Genomic DNA, 21,263 nt, shown 5'->3' with positions numbered 1-21,263 from the left:
GTGACTATTGGCAAGATTCTCCTCTACTACTGCTTTACTCCCATTGAGGACCCCACCGCGATCATGCTGTGGCAGCGTAACCTCTGCGAGAAGCTCGGGCTGAAGGGCCGCATCCTCATTTCGGAGCACGGCATCAACGGCACCGTGGGCGGGGACATGGAGGCCTGCAAGCGCTACGTGCGCGAAACCCGCGAGTACCCGGGCTTCAAGAAGATGGAGTTCAAGTGGTCCGAGGGCGGTGCGGAGGATTTCCCGCGCCTCTCGGTTAAGGTGCGCGATGAGATCGTGGCCTTCGGCGCGCCGGGTGAGCTCAAGGTGGATGAGAACGGCGTCATCGGCGGCGGCGTTCACCTCAAACCCGAAGAGGTCAACAAGCTAGTAGAAGAGCGCGGCGAGGAGGTCGTCTTCTTCGACGGACGCAATGCCATGGAGGCGGAAATCGGCAAGTTTAAGAATGCCGTGGTGCCGGACGTGCGCACGACGCATGACTTCATCGCCGAAATCGAGTCCGGAAAATATGACTGGATGAAGGACAAGCCCGTGGTCTCCTACTGCACGGGCGGCATCCGTTGCGAAATCCTCTCAGCGCTGATGAAGAACAGAGGCTTCAACGAGGTCTATCAAATCGACGGCGGCATTGTGCGCTACGGCGAAAAGTACGGCAACGATGGCCTGTGGGAAGGCTCGATGTACGTCTTTGACAAGCGCATGCACCACGAGTTTGGCCAGGGCCTAGAGGATCCGGGCTTCATTCAGCTCGGCCACTGTGTGCATTGCGGGGCGGGAACCAACACGTTCCATAACTGCATCAACGAGGACACGTGCCGTAAGCAGGTGCTCATCTGCGATGACTGCATCCAGCATGTGGAAACACAGCACTGTGGGCGGCCGGATTGCGCCGAGGTGGCAGCTGCCCAGGCGCAGGGCTAGTTTTCGATAACCGGGGCGAGCAGGATCTGGATATCGTTGATGCACCAGATCATGAAGTTGCCGGCCATGACCCAGAAGATGGCCATCCAACCGCGCCAGCGCACATAGGCCTTGAGCTTGCGCACCATGATGACGGCGCAGCCGATCATGCCGATGAAGGGGATGATTAGCGTCGTCGTGGCGAACACGGTGCGCTGGGTCCTCGTGCAGAGCCAGGCGGCATACTCGGCGCGGAGGCAGTCGGTCGTGGTTCCGGCGACCTTAAAGATCCCCGCGAGGAGGAGCGCATACAGCGCTGAGCCGATAAGGATGGCAATCATAAACCACAGCGCTTGGCGCGAGGAGCGGCGGTTGGCTTCGGCGACGGCGAGGGGATCGGGTTCGTCGGCAAGCTCGTCAAATGTGCGGGGCTCGGGGCGAGGCAGGTTCGTATAGTCCGCGTCGGACGTGAGATCGTTTTCGGGGTGCTCAGCTGCCATGGTCTGCCAGTCTAACGCGCTTCGGTGGTGTAGGTGCTGGGGCAGACCAGCACGGGCACACCCAGATGCGGGAGCAGCTCGGTGGCGGTGCTGCCGATGAAGACGCGCTCGATGGGGCCCATGGGGTCGGAGCCTAAGCAGAGGAGGTCGCCCTTCTTCCACTTCAGCGAGTCCACTGCGCCGGACCAGCCATGGCCGCTGCCGATGGCCGTCGTGACCGAAAGCTCGGGGTAGGCATCCGCGATGAAATCGTGGGCCCGGTCCAACAACGAAAGCGAGTGCTCGCGCCAATTGGGGGCATCGGAAGGAAAGGTGGGGGAGTATTCGAGGGGGACGTCGACAAGCCCCTTGGCTGAAAACGCCAGGATGCGCAGGGGGATACCGCCGCGCTGCGCAATGCAGGCCGCATGCATGAGGGCGGGATCATCGGCGCTGCCAAGATCGGTGAAAGCAAAATTAATGCGGGTGATGCCGTGCTTAGACAGCTTGATGCCGCGCGGAGTCAAGCCCACCGGGAGTGGCGCATAATGCAAAAGCGCATCGGCGGTAGAGCCCGAGAAGAAACGGCCCTTGGGTGCGGATTGGTTTGCGCCGAGGAGGATGACGCTTGCGTTGAATTCCTTGGCCGCCTCCTCCAAGAGCTGCGGGCGCGAGGGCCCTGCGATGAGAACGGAGACGTTCTTATCGAGCTGGGACTTGTCTACCCCTGCCGCGTTCAACGCCTGTTTGACGGCCCGCTCGCAGGCGGCGCGCTCTTTCTTGAACCACTTTTTGTAGGAACCGGTGAGCTTGCTGAGCGACGTCACGGTGAGTGGTTGCGAAATAGTAGATACCACGCGGATCTGAACGGGCGTGGAACGCGCGATCCACGCGGCAAACTCGATAGCTTCCGTGCCGGTGGAGCTGGGGCTCCACGAAACAAGGACGCGGAGCGGAGGGACCGTGGCGTCTGGGGAGCACTGTCCTTCCGCGGGGTGTGAAGAATTCTTAGCCATTCATCAAAAGGTTCGGGGTCGTTTTCTTCATTATCGGCCCTTCACGCCTTAAAATAAAAATCCGCTCTACCGGCGCTTTTTGGTCTATTTTCCTTCCATGATTGGCCGATAGACATCGGCCAGTTTGGAGATCAGGTTAACCAGGGAGTTGGCATCCTTGATGTCGTCCGGATCGAGCCAACGCAGGATCTCCGCCAAAGCCGCCGCACGCTGGCGAGAGACGATGGTCAGCTCGGATTCGCCGAGCTGGGTAAGGGCGACGAGCACACCGCGGCGGTCCTTCTCGTCGCGGTGGCGTTCCACGAAACCTTGGCGTTCCAATTGGTACAGTGCGTTGGAGGCGGTAGGCATCCGGATGAGCTCTGCCTGGGCGATGGTGCTCACGCGCGAAGGGCCGCGCATGCGCAGCTGGTTCATGATGGAGACCTGCGACGTGGTGAGGGATGTGCCCTCTGTCGTGCGCTGGAAAATGAGCATGAGTTTGTTGAGCGCGGGCTGGATCTGGCGGGCGACTTCCAGGGCATCCTCGTAAGGGATGGGGGATTCGATAGTTTCTTCACTCATGGAAAATAAGTGTAGCTAGTAATTTCGCGGAGCGGTAGTTAGCCGATTAAAAAATTTGGTTTCCCACCGCGAAGCACTATGAAAGGGTCTAGATTGTTGACGCCGCCGGCACTACACTGTCCGGCGTGAATTCTCCGTCAAAGGCAGAGTCTGCAAAGACAAGGTCCGCAGTGGCCTACCGCAACGAAGTCTCTTATGAATGGGAGCGTGCACAGCATCTGCGCGAGCTTCGCGCGGGAAAGGTGACGCGGGAAGAGCTATGTGATGCCGACTTTCTCCTTCGCGCGGCGGCGGAACACCATGGCGTCGACATGCGCAAGCCGTGCCCGGTGTGCGGTTCAGACATGCGGCTGACCCGTTGGGTTTATGGAGATGCTTTAAAACGCCGGGCGGGAAGTGCGCGGAGCGCTGCGGAAATTGCGGACATGGCCGCTGAAGGGCTGGAATTTACCGTGCATTTTGTGGAAGTGTGTCCGGCGTGCCGCTGGAATCATCTGCTTCGAGCTGCCACGGTCTATGCTCTAGGGTAGTTTTGGCTTCCCAGTTCACGCCGGTAAGCTGCATGTATTTACAGTTTCTGTACAGGATTGATGAGGACACGGATCAGTGACCGAAAAGGAAACCTCCGGGCGAAAGTCAGGTAATCGCAGGAAGAGCACCTCGCGGAGCGCTCAGCGTTCGTCCGGCCGCAAGCGCCGCTGGCCGTGGATCGTGCTGGCTGTTTTGTTTGTACTAGTGGGCATTCCTGCCCTGCTCTTCGGCTACGCGTATACGCAATACGACGTCCCCGGGCCCAAGGAGCTGCAGCCGAGCCAGATCTCCACCATCGTCGCCGGCGATGGTGAAACTCAGTTGGCCAAGCTCGTTCCGCCGGAAGGTAACCGCCGTCAGGTGACGTTGGAAGAGATCCCGGATTATGTGGAGGACTCGGTCCTCGCTGCCGAGGACCGTGAGTTCTGGACGAACTCGGGCTTTTCCTTCACTGGTCTGGGCCGCGCCGTCTTGGGCAAGCTCACGGGTGATAGCACCGCCGGTGGTGGTTCCACCATCACCCAGCAATACGTGAAGAACACTCTGGTGGGTGACGAATACTCCTACGTCCGCAAGATCCGTGAGCTCATCTATTCGGTGAAGATGACCAATGAGTGGGCCAAAGAGGACATCCTGAACGCCTACCTCAACACCGTCTATTTCGGCCGCAATGCCTACGGCATCGAGGCTGCCTCCAATGCCTACTTCAATAAGGACGCCAAGGACCTCACCGTGGAGGAAGGCGCCATGCTCGCCGGCCTCATCCAGTCCCCATCGGTCTTGGATCCGTGGGTGGATGAGGAACGCTCGCAGAACCGCTGGAACTACGTCATGGATGGCCTGGTTGAGATGGGCGATCTGGATGCGGCTGAGCGGTCCCAGATGGCTTTCCCGGAGACCCGTGATCCCAGCGAATACTCCGCCTACACCGAGGCACCCGGTGCTTATGGGCACATCAAGAACCAGGTCACTGATGAACTGGCGCGTGTGGGTATTACCGAGGACCAGCTGGCCACCGGCGGCCTCAAGGTGACCACCACCATTGACATGACCGTGCAAAACGCGTCAACCGACGCTGCCCACGAGCAGCTTGGAGTGCTGCAGGAGGACGCCCGCGCCGCCGCCGTGACCATCGACCCAGCAACGGGTGCTGTGCGCGGCTACTTCGGCGGGGATGATGCCAATGGTTGGGACTACGCCAACTCTCCGTTGCAGACCGGTTCGGTCTTCAAGATCATGGCGTTGGCAGCGGCCCTCCAGCAGGGCATCGATCTCAATACTTATTACTCCTCGGCGCCCTACCAGCTGCCAGGATCGCAGATCGTGACCAACGTGGGCGGCGGTTGCGGCAGCTGCAGCATCGCCGAAGCGCTGAAGAATTCCTATAACACCTCCTTCTTGCGCCTCCAGGATGACCTGGAAAACAAGATGCAGGACACCGCGGACATGGCGCATGCGTTGGGCGTTGCGCGCAGCCTGCCGGGGATTGAAAAGACCCTGACGGAGAACGGCGGTACGCCGTACGAAGGCATCGTGCTGGGCCAGTACCAATCGCGCCCGCTCGACATGGCGACGGCTATGGCTACCTTGACCAACCAAGGTATATGGCACCAGCCGCACTTCGTGCAGAAGGTTGAAAACGCCAACGGCGAAATTCTGTATGAGAACCCGACCGACGGCGGTGAGCGCCGTGTCTCCGCCAACGTGGCTAATAACGTTATTTCTGCGATGCAGCCAATTGCCGCATGGTCGAATGGCGCGCTAGCTGGCGGGCGCCCGTCTGCGTCTAAGACTGGTACCACCCAGCTGGGTGACACCGGTCAGAACAAAGATGCGTGGATGGTCGGTTCCACGCCGCAGCTCGCTACAGCAGTGTGGGTAGGCACGGCCGACAACACCTCCGCGATTTTCAATCAGTGGGGCGGCATCATGTACGGCTCGGACGCACCGACGAAGATCTGGAAGGCCATCTTGGATACCTCTCTGGCTAATGCTGAGCAGCAGACCTTCCCGCAGGCCTATCCGATCAACTACGGCGTCGGCAGCTGGGGTTCGGGCTATGTCTATGACCCGAGCCAGACCACGACGTGGGACCAGACCCCGGCAAGCCCGGAGGGCGAAGCCGCTGAGGGCGAGGGCGAGGCAAAACCAGAGGAAGGCCAACACCATGAGGAGGGGCATGGTGATGCCCCGGCGCAGCCGGCCCAGCCTGAGCAACCGGCTCAGCCCGCCGACCCTGAGGTCCCCTCGCTGGATGAGATTCTCAATGGAGATGGCCTCGACCAACTACTTGGCCAATAGGAGACTGATCCCTGGTGAGCCAACACATGACTTCTCAGCTAGTCCCTCTCTCTTCTGAGTCGATGGCCCGCGGCGCCGTCGACGCCCTGGGCGGGTCGACGGGGCGTTTTGCTCGCTCGGCCCACTCCGGGTGGTGGACTCCACTGCGAGTGATCATCACGCTGGCGTGGACATTCCTGGCGTTTGGGTTCTTGAGTAAGGCAACCTGTGCCGGTAGTCGCAAGGGCGAGGATGGCCTCATTAGCCTGAATTGGGACGGTAACCGTCAGTACACGTCCTTCTGCTACAACGACATCATCCCGCTCTACGGGGGCCGTGGACTAGACCAGCCGGGCTTCCCCTATGCCTATTCCTGGGTTGAGGGGGATATCACGCGCTACATGGAGTACCCGGTGTTGGCCGGCATGTTCCAGGGTGCCGTCGGTTGGCTGGCGCGCACCACCTATCCGGCCGTCGAGTGGATTGGGATTGCCGATGTCAGCTGGTACTTCGGGCTGACCGCGCTCATCATGTCCCTCGTGTGGGTAGGCACCGTGGTTATGGTCTTCCAGCTCACGGGCAACCGGGCGTGGGACACCGTCCTCATGGCAGCTAGCCCCCTCGTGGTCATGCATGCCTTTACCAATTGGGACATCCCGTCGGTGGCGTTCATGGTCGGCGCCCTGCTTGCGGTGACCAAGCGTAAGAACTGGCTCGCCGGCATCCTCATCGGGCTCGGCACGGCCTTTAAGCTGTGGCCCCTGTTTATTCTGGGGGCCTTTCTGGTGCTGGCTATCCGCAACAAGCGCTGGTCGCCGTTCATCAAGATGTTCGTGGCAACTATTGCGACGTGGCTCGTGGTGAACCTTCCCGTGGCGGTGGCCTACCCCGAAGCTTGGCGCGAATTCTTCCGGCTCAACCAAGAGCGTGGGGCGGAGTGGACCACGATCTACGCACTCCTGACTCGCGTTACGAACGTGAGCTTTGAGGCCGAATTCCTCAACACCTTCTCCCTCGTGGCCTTCCTTGTGAGCTGCGCAGCAATCGCCGTCATGGGGCTTAAAACCCCGCGTGCGCCGCGGGTGGCTGAGATGATCTACCTCATCATCATGGCCTTCCTTATCTTCAATAAGGTGTGGTCGCCGCAATACTCGCTGTGGCTCATTGTCCCGGCGCTCTTGGCGCTGCCACGGTGGCGCCTCATCTTTAGCTGGGCGCTTGCCGACGCCCTCCTCTGGCCCATCCTCACCTGGCACATGCTCGGTTCGGAGAACAAGGGCCTGCCGCACGAGATGCTGGACATCGCGGTGATCACCCGGGATGGTTTCATCATCGCCATCGGCGTGCTCATCATCCGTCAGATGTGGGGCAAGTCGGAAGACAAGGTTCGTGCCGCGCACGGTGGCAGGGATCCACTGGCGGGGGACTTTGCGCGATGACCATAACAATCGTGGGCATCATCTCCATCACGATAGGTTTCTTGTGCGTATTGGGTGCCTATTACCTGTTTCAGCGTTCTGAAGACCGAACCTGGCCCATCATGCTGGGGTTGCTGGCTCTGCTTTTCCTTACGGTGATACCTGTGAGTTCGGCAATCTTCGTCGCCGCGACTCACTAGGGGGCGGCCGAGGAGACAAGGGATTTCCTTTTCCGCCGGTCAGTGCGGTACTGTGTGAGGGTTGCTTGACGCAACAGACCCTCCTGCCATATCCGCAAAGGTGATATGGCCGATACCAATTACTAGACCATAGGAGGTGATGAGGTCCGTGCGTCACTACGAAGTCATGATCATTCTGGATCCCAATCAGGATGAGCGCACCGTAACCCCGTCCCTAGACAAGTTCCTCGAAGCAATCCGCAAGGATGGCGGCAAAGTCGAAAAGGTTGACGTGTGGGGCAAGCGCCGTCTTGCATACCCGATCAACAAGAAGGAAGAGGGCATCTACGCAGTCGTGGATCTGGAGTGCGAATCCCACTCCGTTCTCGAGCTCGATCGCCGTCTGAACCTGAACGACTCCATTCTGCGTACCAAGGTTCTGCGCACCGACAGCAAATAGCGGATACTGGGTTTCGAGCAATTCACGTAACCGATATTAAGGAGTAAAGACATGGCTCAGGGAGATACCAATATCACGGTCGTTGGCAACATTGTCGCCGACCCGGAACTGCGCTTCACCCCGGCGGGTGCCGCAGTGGCAAATTTCCGTGTTGCCTCCACCCCGCGTCGCTATAATCAGCAGACTTCCCAGTGGGAGGATGGCGAGGCCATGTTCCTCACCTGCAACGTGTGGCGCCAAGCCGCAGAAAACGTTGCGGAGACCCTGACCAAGGGCATGCGCGTTATTGTTACTGGCCGTTTGCGTCAGCGCTCTTACCAGACTCGTGAGGGCGAGAACCGTACTGTCTTTGAGATCGAGGTCGATGAGGTCGGCCCGTCCCTGCGTTATGCAACCGCTCAGGTAAACCGCAAGTCCGGCAACGGTGGCGGAAACTATGGCGGCGGCCAGCAGCAGGGTGGTGCTAACTACGGCGGCGGCAACCAAGGCGGTTTCTCCGGAAACCAGGGTGGTTTCTCTGGAAACCAATCCCAGTCTTCTGCCCCGCAGCAGTCCCAGCAGTCGGCTCCGAGCAACGATCCGTGGAATTCGGCACCCCAAGCGGGAAGCTTCGGTGGTGCGGATGCAGAACCCCCGTTCTAAGACTGTCACGCAAGTATTCATTTAACTCAATTGAAAGGCAGGGATCATGAAGCTGATCCTCACCGCTGCCGTTGAGAACCTCGGCGCCCCCGGCGAAATTGTAGAGGTTAAGGACGGCTACGGACGTAACTACCTGCTTCCGCGCGGCCTGGCAATCGTTGCCACCCGCGGCGCTGAGAAGCAGATCGAGGGCATCAAGCGTGCCCAGGAAGCTCGCGCAATCCGCGACCTGGACCATGCACGCGAGATCCGTACCCAGCTGGAGGAGCTCAAGGACGTCAATGTCCCCGTGAAGACCTCCGAGTCCGGCAAGCTCTTCGGCTCCGTGTCCGCAGAGGACATCGTGAAGGCCGTTGCCGCCGCTGGCGGCCCGAAGCTGGACAAGCGCATCGTTGTGCTTCCCAAGGGCCTGGTCAAGAAGACCGGCAACTACCAAGTCGAGCTGAAGCTGCACGCTGACGTTATCGGCAAGGTGAACTTCTCGGTCGTCGCTGCCTAAGAACTAAGGCGCACGACGGTCACCCTCCGTCCAGCCGCGTGTGAGGCGCGGCGATGGTACGCAGGTAAGTGACCCACAGACAACAGCAAGGTTTAAGGCCGTGCTCCTCCCACTATGTGAGGTGGTGGAAGGTGCACGGCCTTTGGCCGTTTTCTAGGCATGTGGGTTGGCGGATCGTCGTCAAGCAGGGCAAGCAGGGCATGTGGATAACTCGCGGAACCTGTGGATAAACCTGTGTGCAGTTTACAGTGAGTTTACTCACGCCGCCTTTTGTTAACCCGCAGGTAGCGCCGATTTCGGGTTGAAGGCCCTACTTTTTCACGGATTTTGTGCCTATATTCACACCTCCAAAAACATGCGCTGACCTGCGGTAATTATCTTCGCTGGTCACGGGCTTGCAGAGTTATCCACAGGCCTGACCTCGTGCTTTGCGGAGCCTTCGTTGGCTGAGCTGGTAATTCCACAGGGATCTGTGGATAACTGTGGGAGTTATGCCCAAGGGGCAGTGTCCATTGCCTCGGCTACACTGTTGTGTACTACGCGCGGTTGCCGCTTGGCACTGCCTTAAAGCCTGGCCGTCCGGCGCGGATAGAAGCTGAGATTTTCAGGGGCGGTCAGGGTGGGATCGATGAACGGTGGGATTGATGGACAATGACTAATGCCAGTTTTGATGACGATCAGGTTCCACCGCCGCCTGAACCGGTAGAGGAGGAACCCCGCCGCTCCTACCGTCAGGAGGAGCCGAAGCGTTACGGCGAATTCCGCCAGCCACCCGCGGACCGGGAAGCGGAGCAGGGCGTTCTTGGCGCTATGCTCTTGAGCCCGAACACGGTGATGGAGGTCATTGAAGAGCTAGAGCCGGAGGATTTTTACTACCCCGCGCACACGCTCATCTATCAGGCCATGATTGACCTCTATGCCGCGGGCACCGATATTGATGCGGTGATTGTGGCGGCTCGGCTCGATCGCTACAACAACCTCGAGCGGGTCGGCGGTGCGCCTTACCTGCACACCCTGCTGGCCACGGTGCCGACCGCCGCTAACGCTCGCTACTACGCGGAGATCGTGGCGGAAAAGGCGGTGTTGCGCAAGCTGGTCGACGCCGGAACCAGAGTAGTGCAGCTCGGCTTTCAAGGCTCCGAGGACATGGAGATCGAATCGGTTCTGGACCGCGCCCAGCAGGAAGTCTTCGCGGTGGCGCAAAAGAAGACCACCGAGGACTACCGGGCACTGAGCGATCTTATCGATCCCACTATCGACGAACTCGCCGCCCTGCAGCAAAACGGTGTGGAATCGGGCGTGCCCACCGGATTCATCGACTTGGATAACCTGACCAATGGCTTGCGCGCCGGTCAGATGATTATCGTCGCCGCCCGCCCTGGCGTGGGTAAGTCAACGTTGGCCATGGACTTCATGCGCTCGGCATCTCTCCAGCACAACAAGACCTCCGTGGTGTTCTCCTTGGAGATGTCCGCCTCAGAGATCGTCATGCGCTTGCTGTCGGCGGAGGCGGAAGTGAAGCTGTCGGATATGCGCGGTGGGCGCGTATCGACTGAGGACTGGGCAAAGATCGATGACACCCTCAACCGCATCCAGGATGCGCCCCTGTTCATCGATGATTCCCCGAACCTCACCATGATGGAGATTCGCTCGAAAGCCCGCCGCCTCAAGCAGCAGCACGGTCTTGATCTCATCGTGCTGGACTACATGCAGCTGATGTCCTCGGGTAAGAAGGTGGAGTCCCGCCAGCAAGAGGTTTCGGAGTTTTCCCGCCAGCTCAAGCTGTTGGCCAAGGAGCTCGAGGTCCCGCTCATCGCGATTTCCCAGCTGAACCGTGGCCCGGAGTCCCGTACCGACAAGAAGCCGCAGCTGGCGGATCTGCGTGAGTCCGGCTCGCTAGAGCAGGACGCCGACATGGTTATGCTCCTGTATCGCCCAGACTCACAGGACCGCGATGATCCCCGCGCCGGTGAGGCGGACATCATCTTGGCCAAGCACCGTGGCGGCCCGATTGACACAGTGAAGGTGGCGCACCAGCTGCACTACTCCAAGTTCGTCAACATGGCGCATGGTTAAATCACAGGTCCACCACGGCGTTGGGGTCACCCAACCGTGGGCCGAGAATGACTAAGACTAGGAAGACGGCTGCTGCGGCGAGCGCGAGCCACCGCCACACGGGGAAGAAGCGCTCGCCACACAGCCGGGCGAATGCCGCGCCGATCAGCGCGCCGAGCGTATTGAAGATGAGGTCATCGATATCGGTGCGCCCCAGGGCGAAGGCGTACTGTGCTGTCTCCAGCGCCAGGCTCAGCGCGAAGCCCCACGCGGCCGTGGCCTTGAGTGAACGGCGCATGCTGAAGACGAGCATGCCGAAGGGAATGAAGAAGGCGGTATTGCCCGCGTACTCAAAGAGCGGGCCGAACCACGTTCCGCCGGAAAACTCATCGAGCGGCACCAAGCGCAGATCGCGGACCCGCTGGTTCTCCGGCTTCCAGAGGTAGCCGATCTGAAAGAAGGACTTCAGCGTAGTCAGCGCGACCATGACCGCGACCCACGCGCCAAGGGCGACCCTATTGAGCAAGGGTCCTACCCTTGAATTCTGGCAGGGTCAGCGCCGCGACAGCGGCGATGCCAAAGGCTGCCGCAAAGAGTACGAAGAGCCAGCCCGTGCCCGCCACCGCGATGAGCGGCGGAACGATGAGCGGCGCCAAGATGGATGCGAGCCTGCCGAAGCCGGCGGCAGCACCCGTACCGCGCCCGCGCAGCGCGGTGGGATAGAGCTCGGGACCGATGGCGTACAAAGCACCCCACGCGCCCAAGTTGAAGAAGGACAGCAAACAACCGGCCAGGATGATCGTGGCCTCAGTGCTGGCAAAGCCATAGAGACCTGCGGAAAGCGCGGAGCCCACGAGGAAGGTAGCCAGCGTGGTGCGGCGCCCCCAAACCTCGATGAGCCAGGCCGCGGCGGCGTAGCCAGGCAGCTGAGCCAGGGTGATAATCAGCGTGAAACTGAAGGACTTCACCAAAGAGAAACCATCAGCGACCAGCAGCGAAGGAATCCAGATGAAGGCGCCATAGTAGGACAGGTTGACGCAGAACCAGATGGTCCACAACGCGAGAGTGCGCCCGCGCAGGGACGGCGACCAGATGCTGGCGGCGGTGACGTCTTCCTCGGAGTAGGTCGGTGCCGGGGTCGTGCGGTCGATGTCCGTCGAGTCCACCTCTGCCTCAAAGGAGGCGACGATCTCCTCTGCCTCCTCGTGGCGGCCTTTCGACTCCAGGAAGCGCACTGATTCAGGCAAGTGAAGGCGTACATAGAGGGCGTAGAGCGCGGGCACCATGCCGAGCGCGAGTGCCCAGCGCCAGCCGCTTTCCGACGCCCCCACAACAAACGTTCCAACTACCGCGGCCAGGATCCAGCCCACCGCCCAGAAGGCCTCCAGCAAGACCACCATGCGCCCGCGGACCTTGAGTGGGGCGAACTCGGAAATCAACGTGGAGGCCACCGGCAGCTCGGCGCCCAGGCCGAGACCGATGAAGAAGCGCAGGACGATGAGAAGCGTGAGGCCCGTCGCCAGGGCGGAAGCACCCGTGGCGAGGCCATAGACCAGCAGGGTCAAGGCAAAGACGTGGCGGCGGCCGAACTTATCGGCCAAAAGGCCGCCAAAGGTAGCACCTAAGGCCATGCCGATGAAGCCCACGGACGCCAGCCATGAGGATTGGGTCGGCGTGATTCCCCAGTGCACGGCCAAAGCGGCCATGATGAAGGAGATGAGGCCCACGTCCATGGCGTCGAGCGCCCAGCCAATGCCAGAGCCGAAGAGGAGACGTTTGTGTTTGCCGGTGACGGGAAGGCGGTCGAGCCTCTCCGTGCGAGAGATAGAGCGATGATCAAGACGATTCATGCAGGCTAAGCATACTCTGCGGAGCGAAAGCTTTTCAGGCGCAAAGAATTACTGACTACAAAAACCGAACTCAACGCCATGGCTATACCCGCGAAAAGGGGGTTGAGCAGGCCAAAAGCGGCAACAGGTAGAAGAATAATATTATAGGCGAAGGCCCAAAATAGGTTGCCTTTGATGATGCGCAGGGTAGCGCGCGCAAGCCGTACGGCATCGGCCACAGAGCGCAGGTCGTTATTCATCACCGTGATATCAGAGGCCTCGATGGCGACATCAGCCCCAGCACCCATCGCGATGCCGAGGTCCGCCTGTGCGAGTGCCGCGGCGTCGTTCACGCCATCGCCCACCATGGCCACGGTCCGTCCCCGATCCTGCAGTCGAGCGATAGTGTCTACTTTGTCGGCGGGCATGACCTCCGCTGTCACGTTGGCTTCATCAATGCCAACGGCTCGCGCCACTGCGTGTGCTGCACCGGTGTTGTCGCCCGTGAGCAGATGGGGCGTGAGGCCTAGGTCCTGGAGGGCGGAGATGGCGGCGGCTGCGGACTCCTTAACGCGGTCCTGTAGCTCGATGGTCCCCACCACGGCATCCGCCACGTAGACGCCGACCTGCGTCCCGGTGCCGTCGTAGCCCGCAGGCGGGCGTCCCACCCGCACGCGGGTACCTTCAACGGTTGCTTCGATCCCTTGGCCCGCTAGCTCGTGGAAGTCCTCGGCCGTGGGGGTTTCGCCGTCGTAAGCCGCGCGGATGGCTCGCGCGATGGGGTGCTCGGAGCCCTGCTCCGCGGCGGCCGCAAGACGGAGAACCTCCTGCTCTGAGTGCCCCGCAGTGGCCTGAACCGCCGCTACTGACATCTGGCCTTCGGTGATGGTGCCCGTCTTATCTAGAACGATGGTGTCGATCTGGCGGGTCGATTCGAGGATCTCCGGGCCCTTGATGAGGATTCCCAGTTCGGCGCCGCGCCCGGTGCCCACGAGGATTGCGGTGGGCGTCGCCAAGCCCATGGCGCAAGGGCACGCAATGATGAGGACGGAGACGGCGGCCACGAAGGCCGGGGCAACTCCGCCGACCCACAGGTGCGCTAAGAGCGCGAGGATAGCGATGCCGATGACGATGGGCACGAAGACAGCGGCGATGCGGTCGGCGAGGCGCTGCACTGGGGCCTTCGAGGTCTGGGCTGCGGTGACGAGCGCGCCCATCTGGGCAAGGACGGTGTCGGAGCCGACGCGGGTGGCGCGCACCTCAAGCCGCCCGGAGGCGTTGATGGTTGCGCCCGTCACCGTGCTGCCGGGTGAAACCTCAACCGGCAACGATTCGCCGGTGAGCAGGGATTCATCTACGGCGGAATGTCCGTTGAGGACCACACCATCGGTGGCGATCTTCTCGCCGGGGCGAACCACAAAAATATCGCCCTCGTGAAGGTCACCGATGGGTATGCGGGTTTCAGTATCGCCGCGCAGCACCGTGGCCTCTTTAGCGCCCATGGTGAGCAGCGTGGTGAGAGCCTCGGAGGAGCGGCCCTTTGCCTTGAGCTCAAACCAGCGCCCAAGCAGCAGGAACGTAATGACCATCCCCACTGATTCGAGGTAAATGTGGTCCATCTGCGCGTCATTGGAACGCAGCGTCATATGCATGGTCATGCCGGGCATGCCGGCGTTGCCGAAGAAGAGCGCGTAGAGCGACCAGCCAAAGGCGGCGGTGGTGCCCAACGTGATGAGCGTGTCCATCGTGGCGGCGCCGTGCTTCAGGTTGGCCCACGTGGCGCGGTGGAAGGGCGCGCCTCCGATGACGTAGACGAGCGTTGTGAGTACCAGGCAGGCCCACTGCCAGTTCTGGAATTGGAGGGCCGGGACCATGGAGAGGAGCATCACGGGCAGCGAGAGTGCCGCAGAGACGAGCGTGCGCTGCAGGATGTCGGAAGCCTCACCCTCACGGGCGTCCTCCGCCGTGCTTGCCGACGCCTCCCCCTCATCACTCACCGTAAAAGCCCCGTAGCCTGCGCCTTCGACGACGTCGATGAGATCGGCAGGGGTTGTTGTGGCTGGGTCGTAGCTCACGGAGGCAGATTCCGTGGCGAAGTTGACTGTGGCTTCGACGTTGTCGAGCTTGTTGAGCTTGCGTTCAACCCGGGATGAGCAGGAGGTACAGGTCATCCCGGTGATACCGAGGGTGAGGCTGGTAGTCATGATGCTTAGGCCAACTCGTAGCCGGCTTCGGCGATGGCGGCGGCGACCTGGTCATCGCTAAAGCCCTCACCAGTCACGGTGACGGCGCCGGTGGTGTGGTCAGCGGTGACGTCGGTGACGCCCTTGATCTCCGAGATTTCTTCCTTCACGGAGAGTTCGCAGTGGCCGCAGGTCATGCCGTTAACGGTGTAGGTGGTGGTGCTCATGGTCGTGATCAGACTCCTTAAGTAGTGGGTAGATACACCGTTGAGCGTATACCCCCTAGGGGTATAGGTGCAAGGAATAATTGAGCCTTGTGTACCGTTGAGAGTTGAAAGAACCTACAAATTTCCCCGAAACAGATAGGAAGAGACATGGCAACGATTGACATCACTGAAGAGACGTTCCAGGAGACCATCTCCGGCGATGGCATCACCCTCGTGGATGCCTGGGCGGAATGGTGCGGTCCGTGCAAGCGCTTCGGCCCGGTCTTTGAGAAGGCATCCGAGGAGCACCCTGATGCCACCTTTGCCAAGTTGGATACCGAGGCAAACGAGGATCTGGCTGCGAAGCTGCAAATTAACTCCATCCCGACGTTGATGGTTTTCCGTGACGGCATCTTGGTTTTCCGCGAGTCGGGTGCATTGCCGCCGGCAGCCCTGGAAGATCTCATTAGCCAGGTCAAGGCTCTCGATATGGATGAGGTCCGCGCCCAGGTGGAGAGCCAGCAGGCCGAATAATTCCGGATAGTTCTTCTGAAAAGGCGGTCGAGATGGACCGCTGCGCGCTTTCCTGTGAGTATCGCTACACTCGCAGGAAAGCGTCTTTACATATAAAGCACTAACGAGCGCTGCATTGATTACTGCTGCAGGAACCACTAAGGAGTGAACGCGATGGCAAACCCATTCAGCAAAGGTTGGAAGTATGTGATGGCTTCTTTCGATCAGAAGATCGATGAGAACGCTGATCCCAAGGTCCAAATCCAGCAGGCCGTGGAAGGTGCAAAGGAACAGCACCGCCAGATTTCCGAGCACGCAGCGGAGATTATCGGCCGCAAAACGCAGCTGGAAATGCAGCTTAACCGCCTAGTGAAGACTCAGAAGGACTACCAGGATCAGACGCGCCGGGCCTTGGAGTTGGCGGACGCTTCCGAGGATCCGCAGAAGGCCGCCGAGTACAACCAGGCAGCGGAGGTTGTGGCGAGCCAGCTGGTTGCCGTAGAAAATGAGCTGGCGAATCTGAAGTCCCAGCACGAGGCTGCCGCGCAAGCGGCGGAGCAGGCAAAGGCCCAGCAACAGCAGTCGGAGGCCCGACTGAAGGAGCAGCTCGCGCAGGTGGACCAGTTGCTGTCCCAAGCCGATCAGGCGGCGATGCAGGAGAAGAACGCTGAGGCTCTGGACTCCATGAATGAGCTCAAGCCGGATGACTCGACGCCTACGATGGATTCGGTACGCGCCAAGATTGAGAAGCGCTACGCTGATGCGCTCGGCGCCCAGGAGCTGCACCAGGCAGCTGGTGGTAGCCGGATTCAGGAGATTTCGGCGGCGGGCCACGATATGGCCGCTATGTCCCGCTTGGATGAGATCCGCGCCGAGATGGCCAAGAACAAGGAGCTGGAAGGCTCGGCGTCGACAGGTGCCGAGGAGCTCGAGGCCGGCGCCGAAGCCAAGGACGCTGAGGATAAGTAGTAGCCAGCGCGAAAAAGGGACCTTCTGGAGCAGGCCGCATTCTGCGGCCAGGGGATTTCACCCCCACGCTCCAAAAGGTCCCTTTATCTATGGTTCGCAGTGATGCTCTAGCTGTCTTGGCGGCGGATATTGATAAGCACGCCGCGGATGCCGGAGTGGAAGCCATCGCGGAGGTTCACGCGCTGGGTTTCGGTGAGCGTGTACTCGTGCAGAGTCTCGCAGGCGAACTGTAGCAGCGGACGGTCGATCTCCGGCGGCAGACCGCCGCCGGAAAGGAGATGGGCTTGGTCGCGCTGATCGGCGCTCGCGGCGTTGTCGAACCACCACGAGGCATATTGCTGCCCCACGTCAAAGGGGGACTGGAAGCCGGCGGAGCTCCACACTTCCTCGGGGAGGGGAACATACTTAGAGCGCAGCTTGCGGCGCGGCGCCATCATCGACGGCTTGGGCGCGGCCGGTTTGGGGGCAGGCTTCGGGGCTTCGGAGCCAGTTTCCTCTTCTGCGTCCGCGGGCTTCTGATCCGCGGCGCTGGGCTTTGTGGCTTGTTCGCCGCAGGGGGCGGGCTCCTCTTCGTCGGCGGGGGCGCTCGGTGCTGCCGACTCTGGGTGCGAGGCGGTGGCAGCCACGTCTTGCGCCGCGGCGGAAGGTGTTGCCGGCCCAGGCTTTGGCGCAGAGGGGAAGGCAGCTTGTGCTTCGGTAGGTTCGTCGCACTCTGGGGCGTCCTCGGTGGCGGAATCGCTAGCGTCTTCGCTTCCTTCTCCGGTGCTCTGGGGCTCGCGGATGGTCGGCGGCAGCGGGCCTTCAAGGACCTCGAGCTCCATCGCGTCGGCGAAGTCCTCCCGCGGATCGAGGATCGTGGTGGAGTCGCAGGCATGGCGCAGAGCTGAAGACATGGAGTCCCAACCGAAGCCATAAAGGTGCACGCGCACACCGTTGTTCACGGCTTCCTGGACCCCGGGAATCATGTCTGCGTCGCCGGAGACCAAGACGAAATCCGTGACTTGGCCCTTCATGGCGGAAACGATCATATCGGCGACGAGGCGGGTGTCCACGGCTTTCTGGGTTCGCCGTTCGCCCCATTCGATGAGTTGACCGGTGCGCAATTGGACGCCATCGCAGACCCGCAGCGCTCGCTGGTAACGGTGGGGGCCGGTATCGGGGATTCCGTCGTACCAGTATTGGCGGTGGATGGGGTTGCCTACTTGGTTCTCAATCATGGAACCAAGGGAGCTGACTACTTCGGGTAAATCAATCTCTAGCTGGGCGCGGGCCCCCGTCTCCCAAGAGTTATAAAAGCTGGCCAGTAGGTATGACGTGTCAACGAAGACAAGTGTTCGTTCAAGCATGGCTCCTAAATTCCGTTCTATTTCTTCTAACTAATTTTCTAGGGTCACTTCTGTGAGATCTTCCAGCCTAGGGCCGGTGTAGTCCAGTGTGCCCCATTAGTCACAAAACGTCGATAACCCCGAGGAAATTCCCAGGTCAATGGCGTTGCCCAAGGGGGGGCTTGTGAGAGATCCGGTGTGGTTATATGGTTAGTTACATGAGTAACCAACCAACGAGGAGGCCGGCATGGACAACTCTGCCCAGCCGCTCTTCCGGCAGATAGCGGTGCTCATCGAGGACGCCATTATTGAGGGCACTCTCGCCGAGGGTGCGCAGGCGCCATCCACTAATGAACTTGCCGCCTTTCATAGCATCAACCCCGCCACTGCCCGCAAGGGGCTGACCCTCCTCGTAGATCTAGGAATCCTGGAAAAGCGCAGGGGGATAGGAATGTTTGTCACCTCAGGTGCAGCCGAGAAGATCCGCGCGCGGCGTCGCCAAGAATTCGCGGCCGAGTACGCCGCGCCGCTTATCGACGAAGCCGTGCACCTGGGCTACACCCGCCAGCAACTCCACGACCTCATCGACCTTGTCGCAGAAAGCCGAGGACTCTACTCATGATTTCCACTCCGCACTTCACCTTCAGCGACGGCCTTACGCACGGCCTCGTCGGCCCCAATGGCATTGGCAAAACCACCTTGATGCGTAAAATCGCCGGTCAGCTGAATGCTTCCGGCATCACCGTCGATGGTGACAAGCCTTACGACAATGAAAAAGTCCTCAACAAGATCGTCCTCATGGGCATAGACAACCCACTGCCTGAAGGTTGGAACGTGAAGAAAATCTTCACCGTGGCAAGTCTGCGCTGGTCCACCTGGAACAAGACGCGCGCTGAGGAGCTGGTTGAGCGCTTCGAGCTGCCGATGAAGAACTACTCGGGCCTCTCCCGCGGGCAAAAGTCCGCAGCGAGCTTCATTGTTGCGGTGGCCTCGGGGGTGCCGTACATGCTTCTCGACGAACCCTACCTCGGCCTTGACGCCGCTAAGCGGGAGGTTTTCTATGACGTCCTGCGCGAGGAGCATGGTCGCACCATTATCGTCTCCACCCATCACCTCAACGAGCTGTCCGGTTTGCTTGATACCGTAGCCCTGATGGGGGAGAACCCCTTGTCCGGCCCCATCGATGAGTTTATCGAGGGCGTCGTCCAGCTCACCGGCTCTGCCGAAGCCCTCGACCGCGCGTTGGGGCGCTTGCAGCTCCCGGTGCTCGAGCGCGAAACCTCCGCCGTGGCGGACCGCGCGCTTGTCGACGCCCGCCCCAACCACACCGCCAACGTCTTTGCCATGGCTCAGGAAATGGGGCTTCGCGCCACCGAGGTATCCCTCGAAAAGGCAGTTCTGGCATTGGGGGAGGCGTGATGAAGCTGTATAGGCATATGGCGCTGAGCTGGAATAGCCTCTTCTTTGCCCTGTGGATCGTCGTCTTGCCGGTGATCGGGATGGGCAGCGGGCGAGGTTGGGCCATCGGCTACTCACTCTTTATGGTGCTTACGGTCTATCTATCCCAGCCTGATTTCTCCCGCTATCTCACCTTTGGCCTCAGCACGCGTATATGGAACGGGCACCGGCGCATCAATGCCACCCTGACGCTTTTGTTGATTCTTGTTAGCGCGCCCTTCGCCTTTCCGTGGTGGACTCTCATCGCGCCGGCGCTCATGTGGGCAGTATGCATGGCCAAGCGCTTCGAGCCATCACGACTGACCACTAGCTCCCTCATCGTAGGTAGCGATGGTGATTCTTCGACGGGCTGGTTCTCAGCGTCCCCGGTTTCGCAAGTTGTGGTGCGCCCCCAAATCCGCGCCTGGATGTGGACGGCGATCGGCTTCGCCCTCGCGATCGCGGTGAATCTCGTGTTGATCAAGCTGTGGGATACCGGCGTGGGCATCGTGGGTGTCATTGTTACGTTGATTGTCCTGCCGCTAGTTGCTGATTCAATCCGCAGCTCACTCAAAGATGCAGTGGCCTTTGGACTGCCGCGCGGTGTGTGGGCCAAGGTCACTTTGCTGTGCACGGCAATCCCCGTGGTCCTATCGGTCTTGGCCGATCTTGTATCCATGATGTGGACCGGCAATCCAGCCGGATTCACCATCGTGTGTCTTGCAACGACGTCACTACTTTTAACTTTCGCCATTACCGACAAACTGACGTGGCTCTACACCACTGCGCTAGCGGGAGTAATCGCCGCGCTGTTCATAGCGTGGCTTATCAATCCCAGCGTTGCGATGGGGTGGGCGCTCACAGGGATGGCAATCATCTACGTCGTGTGGGTAGCCGTATATCCCCGGATGGCGAAGAGGACCAACGTGTTTAGCCCGGGGCTCATGGGCTGGTTTGGGGCACGCTGAGAGCCGGCCAATGTCTGCCTAAAAAGCCTGTCTTTGTGCACTTCAAGAAGGGGCAAAAACCTTCATTGAAGTGCATATTTGTGTTTTATCAAGGCCGTGTGTAACTTTATATGAGTCAGCGCGACCGACAGCGCCCCACAGGAACTGAGGTTCTTGGAGAGAGGCGGTAGGAAAACAGGCCCTGACAACAAATATTTTCTTTACTCGCAGTACTGCGTACCGCCAAAGGCGTTCCGTATGGCTGTGTGGTGACGATGTCTGAGAACTCAATAGTGTGCCAATGTACTTTTTGTGTTGGTTGGTTTTATTCATTTTGGCCGTGATGCATTGTATGTGTGTTGTGGTTGGTGTATGCCGGATGGCGCTTTTCCTTTAGCGGCGTCATTGTAAATAACATAAGTTGTTTGGGCGTAAATGATTTAAAATCTTCTAACTAGGCCAACTCCTTTTATATCCCCGTCGGGTTGGGGGTTGGTTTCGAGATTTTTTCTTTATGTAATTTTTGGATAGCCAGTTCAGGTGATGCTGCTTTTTGTGGTGTTGTTTGTTGTGGTTTGTCTTTTTGTCTAGGTTTGGGCTTTTCACGGCCTTTTTTGTGGAGAGTTTGATCCTGGCTCAGGACGAACGCTGGCGGCGTGCTTAACACATGCAAGTCGAACGGAAAGGCCTCAGCTTGCTGGGGTACTCGAGTGGCGAACGGGTGAGTAACACGTGGGTGATCTGCCTTGCACTCTGGGATAAGCTTGGGAAACTGGGTCTAATACCGGATATGAACTGCCTTTAGTGTGGTGGTTGGAAAGT

The 21,263-nt window shown here is 60.0% G+C and carries 22 protein-coding genes and 1 rRNA gene; 15 read left to right on the top strand and 8 right to left on the bottom strand.

Annotated features, from left to right (window positions below; translation table 11 throughout):
* Entirely contained in the window at positions 1-930 is a 930-nt protein-coding gene (trhO, locus tag M5J06_RS08475; protein ID WP_070533722.1) for an oxygen-dependent tRNA uridine(34) hydroxylase TrhO, read from the top strand.
* On the opposite strand, the gene M5J06_RS08470 is transcribed toward trhO, so the two are convergent.
* The 3 genes from M5J06_RS08470 to M5J06_RS08460 form a co-directional block, all read right to left on the bottom strand.
* Positions 927-1,409 (bottom strand): hypothetical protein, encoded by a 483-nt coding sequence (locus M5J06_RS08470; protein ID WP_070561807.1) that lies wholly within the window; start codon positions 1,407-1,409, stop codon positions 927-929. The genes trhO and M5J06_RS08470 overlap by 4 nt on opposite strands.
* A gap of 11 nt (positions 1,410-1,420) precedes the next feature.
* Entirely contained in the window at positions 1,421-2,404 is a 984-nt protein-coding gene (locus M5J06_RS08465) for a universal stress protein (protein WP_154762696.1), read from the bottom strand.
* A gap of 84 nt (positions 2,405-2,488) precedes the next feature.
* Complete coding sequence (locus tag M5J06_RS08460; protein ID WP_070524207.1) at positions 2,489-2,968, bottom strand: MarR family winged helix-turn-helix transcriptional regulator; 480 nt, start codon at positions 2,966-2,968, stop codon at positions 2,489-2,491.
* Between the two features lie 170 nt (positions 2,969-3,138).
* Here M5J06_RS08460 and M5J06_RS08455 point away from each other — a divergent pair, with 170 nt between their 5' ends.
* From M5J06_RS08455 to dnaB, 8 genes are all read left to right on the top strand, one after another.
* Positions 3,139-3,498, top strand: coding sequence for a DUF5318 family protein (locus M5J06_RS08455; protein WP_083312559.1), 360 nt, complete (start codon positions 3,139-3,141; stop codon positions 3,496-3,498).
* 76 nt (positions 3,499-3,574) lie between these two features.
* Positions 3,575-5,800: a transglycosylase domain-containing protein gene (locus tag M5J06_RS08450; protein WP_250224414.1), complete on the top strand. Its 2,226-nt coding sequence runs from the start codon at positions 3,575-3,577 to the stop codon at positions 5,798-5,800.
* A 26-nt stretch (positions 5,801-5,826) separates the two neighbouring features.
* Positions 5,827-7,218 (top strand): glycosyltransferase family 87 protein, encoded by a 1,392-nt coding sequence (locus M5J06_RS08445; protein WP_154762698.1) that lies wholly within the window; start codon positions 5,827-5,829, stop codon positions 7,216-7,218.
* Positions 7,215-7,397 carry a hypothetical protein gene (locus M5J06_RS08440; protein ID WP_250224413.1) on the top strand — a complete coding sequence of 61 codons (183 nt, stop codon included), beginning with the start codon at positions 7,215-7,217 and terminating at the stop codon, positions 7,395-7,397. The genes M5J06_RS08445 and M5J06_RS08440 overlap by 4 nt, the downstream gene beginning before the upstream one ends.
* Positions 7,398-7,545: 148 nt before the next feature.
* Positions 7,546-7,836, top strand: coding sequence for a 30S ribosomal protein S6 (gene rpsF / locus M5J06_RS08435; RefSeq protein ID WP_180952128.1), 291 nt, complete (start codon positions 7,546-7,548; stop codon positions 7,834-7,836).
* Positions 7,837-7,887: 51 nt separating this feature from the next.
* Entirely contained in the window at positions 7,888-8,478 is a 591-nt protein-coding gene (locus tag M5J06_RS08430; protein ID WP_010187897.1) for a single-stranded DNA-binding protein, read from the top strand.
* Positions 8,479-8,524: 46 nt separating this feature from the next.
* Positions 8,525-8,977 (top strand): 50S ribosomal protein L9, encoded by a 453-nt coding sequence (rplI, locus tag M5J06_RS08425; RefSeq protein WP_070524218.1) that lies wholly within the window; start codon positions 8,525-8,527, stop codon positions 8,975-8,977.
* A 651-nt stretch (positions 8,978-9,628) separates the two neighbouring features.
* Positions 9,629-11,053, top strand: a complete 1,425-nt coding sequence (gene dnaB / locus M5J06_RS08420; protein WP_010187892.1) for a replicative DNA helicase — start codon at positions 9,629-9,631, stop codon at positions 11,051-11,053.
* 1 nt (position 11,054) lies between these two features.
* On the opposite strand, the gene M5J06_RS08415 is transcribed toward dnaB, so the two are convergent.
* The 4 genes from M5J06_RS08415 to M5J06_RS08400 are packed head-to-tail and all read right to left on the bottom strand — an operon-like array spanning position 11,055 to position 15,271.
* Entirely contained in the window at positions 11,055-11,519 is a 465-nt protein-coding gene (locus tag M5J06_RS08415) for a VanZ family protein (RefSeq protein WP_250224412.1), read from the bottom strand.
* A 28-nt stretch (positions 11,520-11,547) separates the two neighbouring features.
* Positions 11,548-12,882, bottom strand: a complete 1,335-nt coding sequence (locus tag M5J06_RS08410; RefSeq protein ID WP_250224411.1) for an MFS transporter — start codon at positions 12,880-12,882, stop codon at positions 11,548-11,550.
* A gap of 5 nt (positions 12,883-12,887) precedes the next feature.
* Complete coding sequence (locus M5J06_RS08405; protein ID WP_250224410.1) at positions 12,888-15,065, bottom strand: heavy metal translocating P-type ATPase; 2,178 nt, start codon at positions 15,063-15,065, stop codon at positions 12,888-12,890.
* A gap of 5 nt (positions 15,066-15,070) precedes the next feature.
* Entirely contained in the window at positions 15,071-15,271 is a 201-nt protein-coding gene (locus M5J06_RS08400; RefSeq protein WP_070563962.1) for a heavy-metal-associated domain-containing protein, read from the bottom strand.
* A 147-nt stretch (positions 15,272-15,418) separates the two neighbouring features.
* Here M5J06_RS08400 and trxA point away from each other — a divergent pair, with 147 nt between their 5' ends.
* A complete protein-coding gene (gene trxA, locus M5J06_RS08395) occupies positions 15,419-15,784 on the top strand; it encodes a thioredoxin (RefSeq protein WP_154762700.1) in 366 nt (121 codons plus the stop codon).
* Between the two features lie 153 nt (positions 15,785-15,937).
* On the top strand, positions 15,938-16,732 hold the full coding sequence (locus M5J06_RS08390) for a PspA/IM30 family protein (protein ID WP_230310813.1): 795 nt from the start codon (positions 15,938-15,940) through the stop codon (positions 16,730-16,732).
* 107 nt (positions 16,733-16,839) lie between these two features.
* On the opposite strand, the gene M5J06_RS08385 is transcribed toward M5J06_RS08390, so the two are convergent.
* Positions 16,840-18,078 (bottom strand): NYN domain-containing protein, encoded by a 1,239-nt coding sequence (locus M5J06_RS08385; RefSeq protein WP_143335004.1) that lies wholly within the window; start codon positions 18,076-18,078, stop codon positions 16,840-16,842.
* Between the two features lie 226 nt (positions 18,079-18,304).
* Between M5J06_RS08385 and M5J06_RS08380 the strand changes: the two genes are divergently transcribed.
* The 4 genes from M5J06_RS08380 to M5J06_RS08365 all read left to right on the top strand — a co-directional run.
* Positions 18,305-18,679, top strand: a complete 375-nt coding sequence (locus M5J06_RS08380; RefSeq protein WP_070533746.1) for a GntR family transcriptional regulator — start codon at positions 18,305-18,307, stop codon at positions 18,677-18,679.
* The gene (locus tag M5J06_RS08375) at positions 18,676-19,476 is read left to right on the top strand and encodes an ATP-binding cassette domain-containing protein (RefSeq protein WP_193628664.1); all 801 of its coding nucleotides are present in this window, start codon (positions 18,676-18,678) and stop codon (positions 19,474-19,476) included. The genes M5J06_RS08380 and M5J06_RS08375 overlap by 4 nt, the downstream gene beginning before the upstream one ends.
* Positions 19,476-20,462, top strand: coding sequence for a hypothetical protein (locus M5J06_RS08370; RefSeq protein WP_143335006.1), 987 nt, complete (start codon positions 19,476-19,478; stop codon positions 20,460-20,462). Before M5J06_RS08375 ends, M5J06_RS08370 begins: the two co-directional genes overlap by 1 nt.
* Positions 20,463-21,054: 592 nt before the next feature.
* Positions 21,055-21,263: ribosomal RNA gene (locus M5J06_RS08365) — 16S ribosomal RNA — on the top strand; the annotation flags it as partial.

It is taken from the genome of Corynebacterium intestinale (assembly GCF_023574125.1).
GTDB classification, from domain to species: Bacteria; Actinomycetota; Actinomycetes; order Mycobacteriales; family Mycobacteriaceae; genus Corynebacterium; species Corynebacterium hesseae.
Note: the sequence above shows the minus strand (reverse complement) of the source record. Positions and strands in the feature narration are given on the sequence as shown.

Bases quoted from the DNA above. Each gene is read 5' to 3' on its own strand.
- M5J06_RS08400 (WP_070563962.1), bottom strand. From the start codon at position 15,271: ATGAGCACCACCACCTACACCGTTAACGGCATGACCTGCGGCCACTGC.
- M5J06_RS08375 (WP_193628664.1), top strand. From the start codon at position 18,676: ATGATTTCCACTCCGCACTTCACCTTCAGCGACGGCCTTACGCACGGC.
- M5J06_RS08390 (WP_230310813.1), top strand. From the start codon at position 15,938: ATGGCAAACCCATTCAGCAAAGGTTGGAAGTATGTGATGGCTTCTTTC.
- M5J06_RS08370 (WP_143335006.1), top strand. From the start codon at position 19,476: ATGAAGCTGTATAGGCATATGGCGCTGAGCTGGAATAGCCTCTTCTTT.
- M5J06_RS08460 (WP_070524207.1), bottom strand. From the start codon at position 2,968: ATGAGTGAAGAAACTATCGAATCCCCCATCCCTTACGAGGATGCCCTG.
- M5J06_RS08385 (WP_143335004.1), bottom strand. From the start codon at position 18,078: ATGCTTGAACGAACACTTGTCTTCGTTGACACGTCATACCTACTGGCC.
- M5J06_RS08410 (WP_250224411.1), bottom strand. From the start codon at position 12,882: ATGAATCGTCTTGATCATCGCTCTATCTCTCGCACGGAGAGGCTCGAC.
- M5J06_RS08430 (WP_010187897.1), top strand. From the start codon at position 7,888: ATGGCTCAGGGAGATACCAATATCACGGTCGTTGGCAACATTGTCGCC.
- M5J06_RS08465 (WP_154762696.1), bottom strand. From the start codon at position 2,404: ATGGCTAAGAATTCTTCACACCCCGCGGAAGGACAGTGCTCCCCAGAC.
- trxA (WP_154762700.1), top strand. From the start codon at position 15,419: ATGGCAACGATTGACATCACTGAAGAGACGTTCCAGGAGACCATCTCC.
- M5J06_RS08445 (WP_154762698.1), top strand. From the start codon at position 5,827: ATGACTTCTCAGCTAGTCCCTCTCTCTTCTGAGTCGATGGCCCGCGGC.
- M5J06_RS08440 (WP_250224413.1), top strand. From the start codon at position 7,215: ATGACCATAACAATCGTGGGCATCATCTCCATCACGATAGGTTTCTTG.
- M5J06_RS08470 (WP_070561807.1), bottom strand. From the start codon at position 1,409: ATGGCAGCTGAGCACCCCGAAAACGATCTCACGTCCGACGCGGACTAT.
- rplI (WP_070524218.1), top strand. From the start codon at position 8,525: ATGAAGCTGATCCTCACCGCTGCCGTTGAGAACCTCGGCGCCCCCGGC.
- dnaB (WP_010187892.1), top strand. From the start codon at position 9,629: ATGACTAATGCCAGTTTTGATGACGATCAGGTTCCACCGCCGCCTGAA.
- M5J06_RS08380 (WP_070533746.1), top strand. From the start codon at position 18,305: ATGGACAACTCTGCCCAGCCGCTCTTCCGGCAGATAGCGGTGCTCATC.
- M5J06_RS08405 (WP_250224410.1), bottom strand. From the start codon at position 15,065: ATGACTACCAGCCTCACCCTCGGTATCACCGGGATGACCTGTACCTCC.
- M5J06_RS08415 (WP_250224412.1), bottom strand. From the start codon at position 11,519: ATGGTCGCGCTGACTACGCTGAAGTCCTTCTTTCAGATCGGCTACCTC.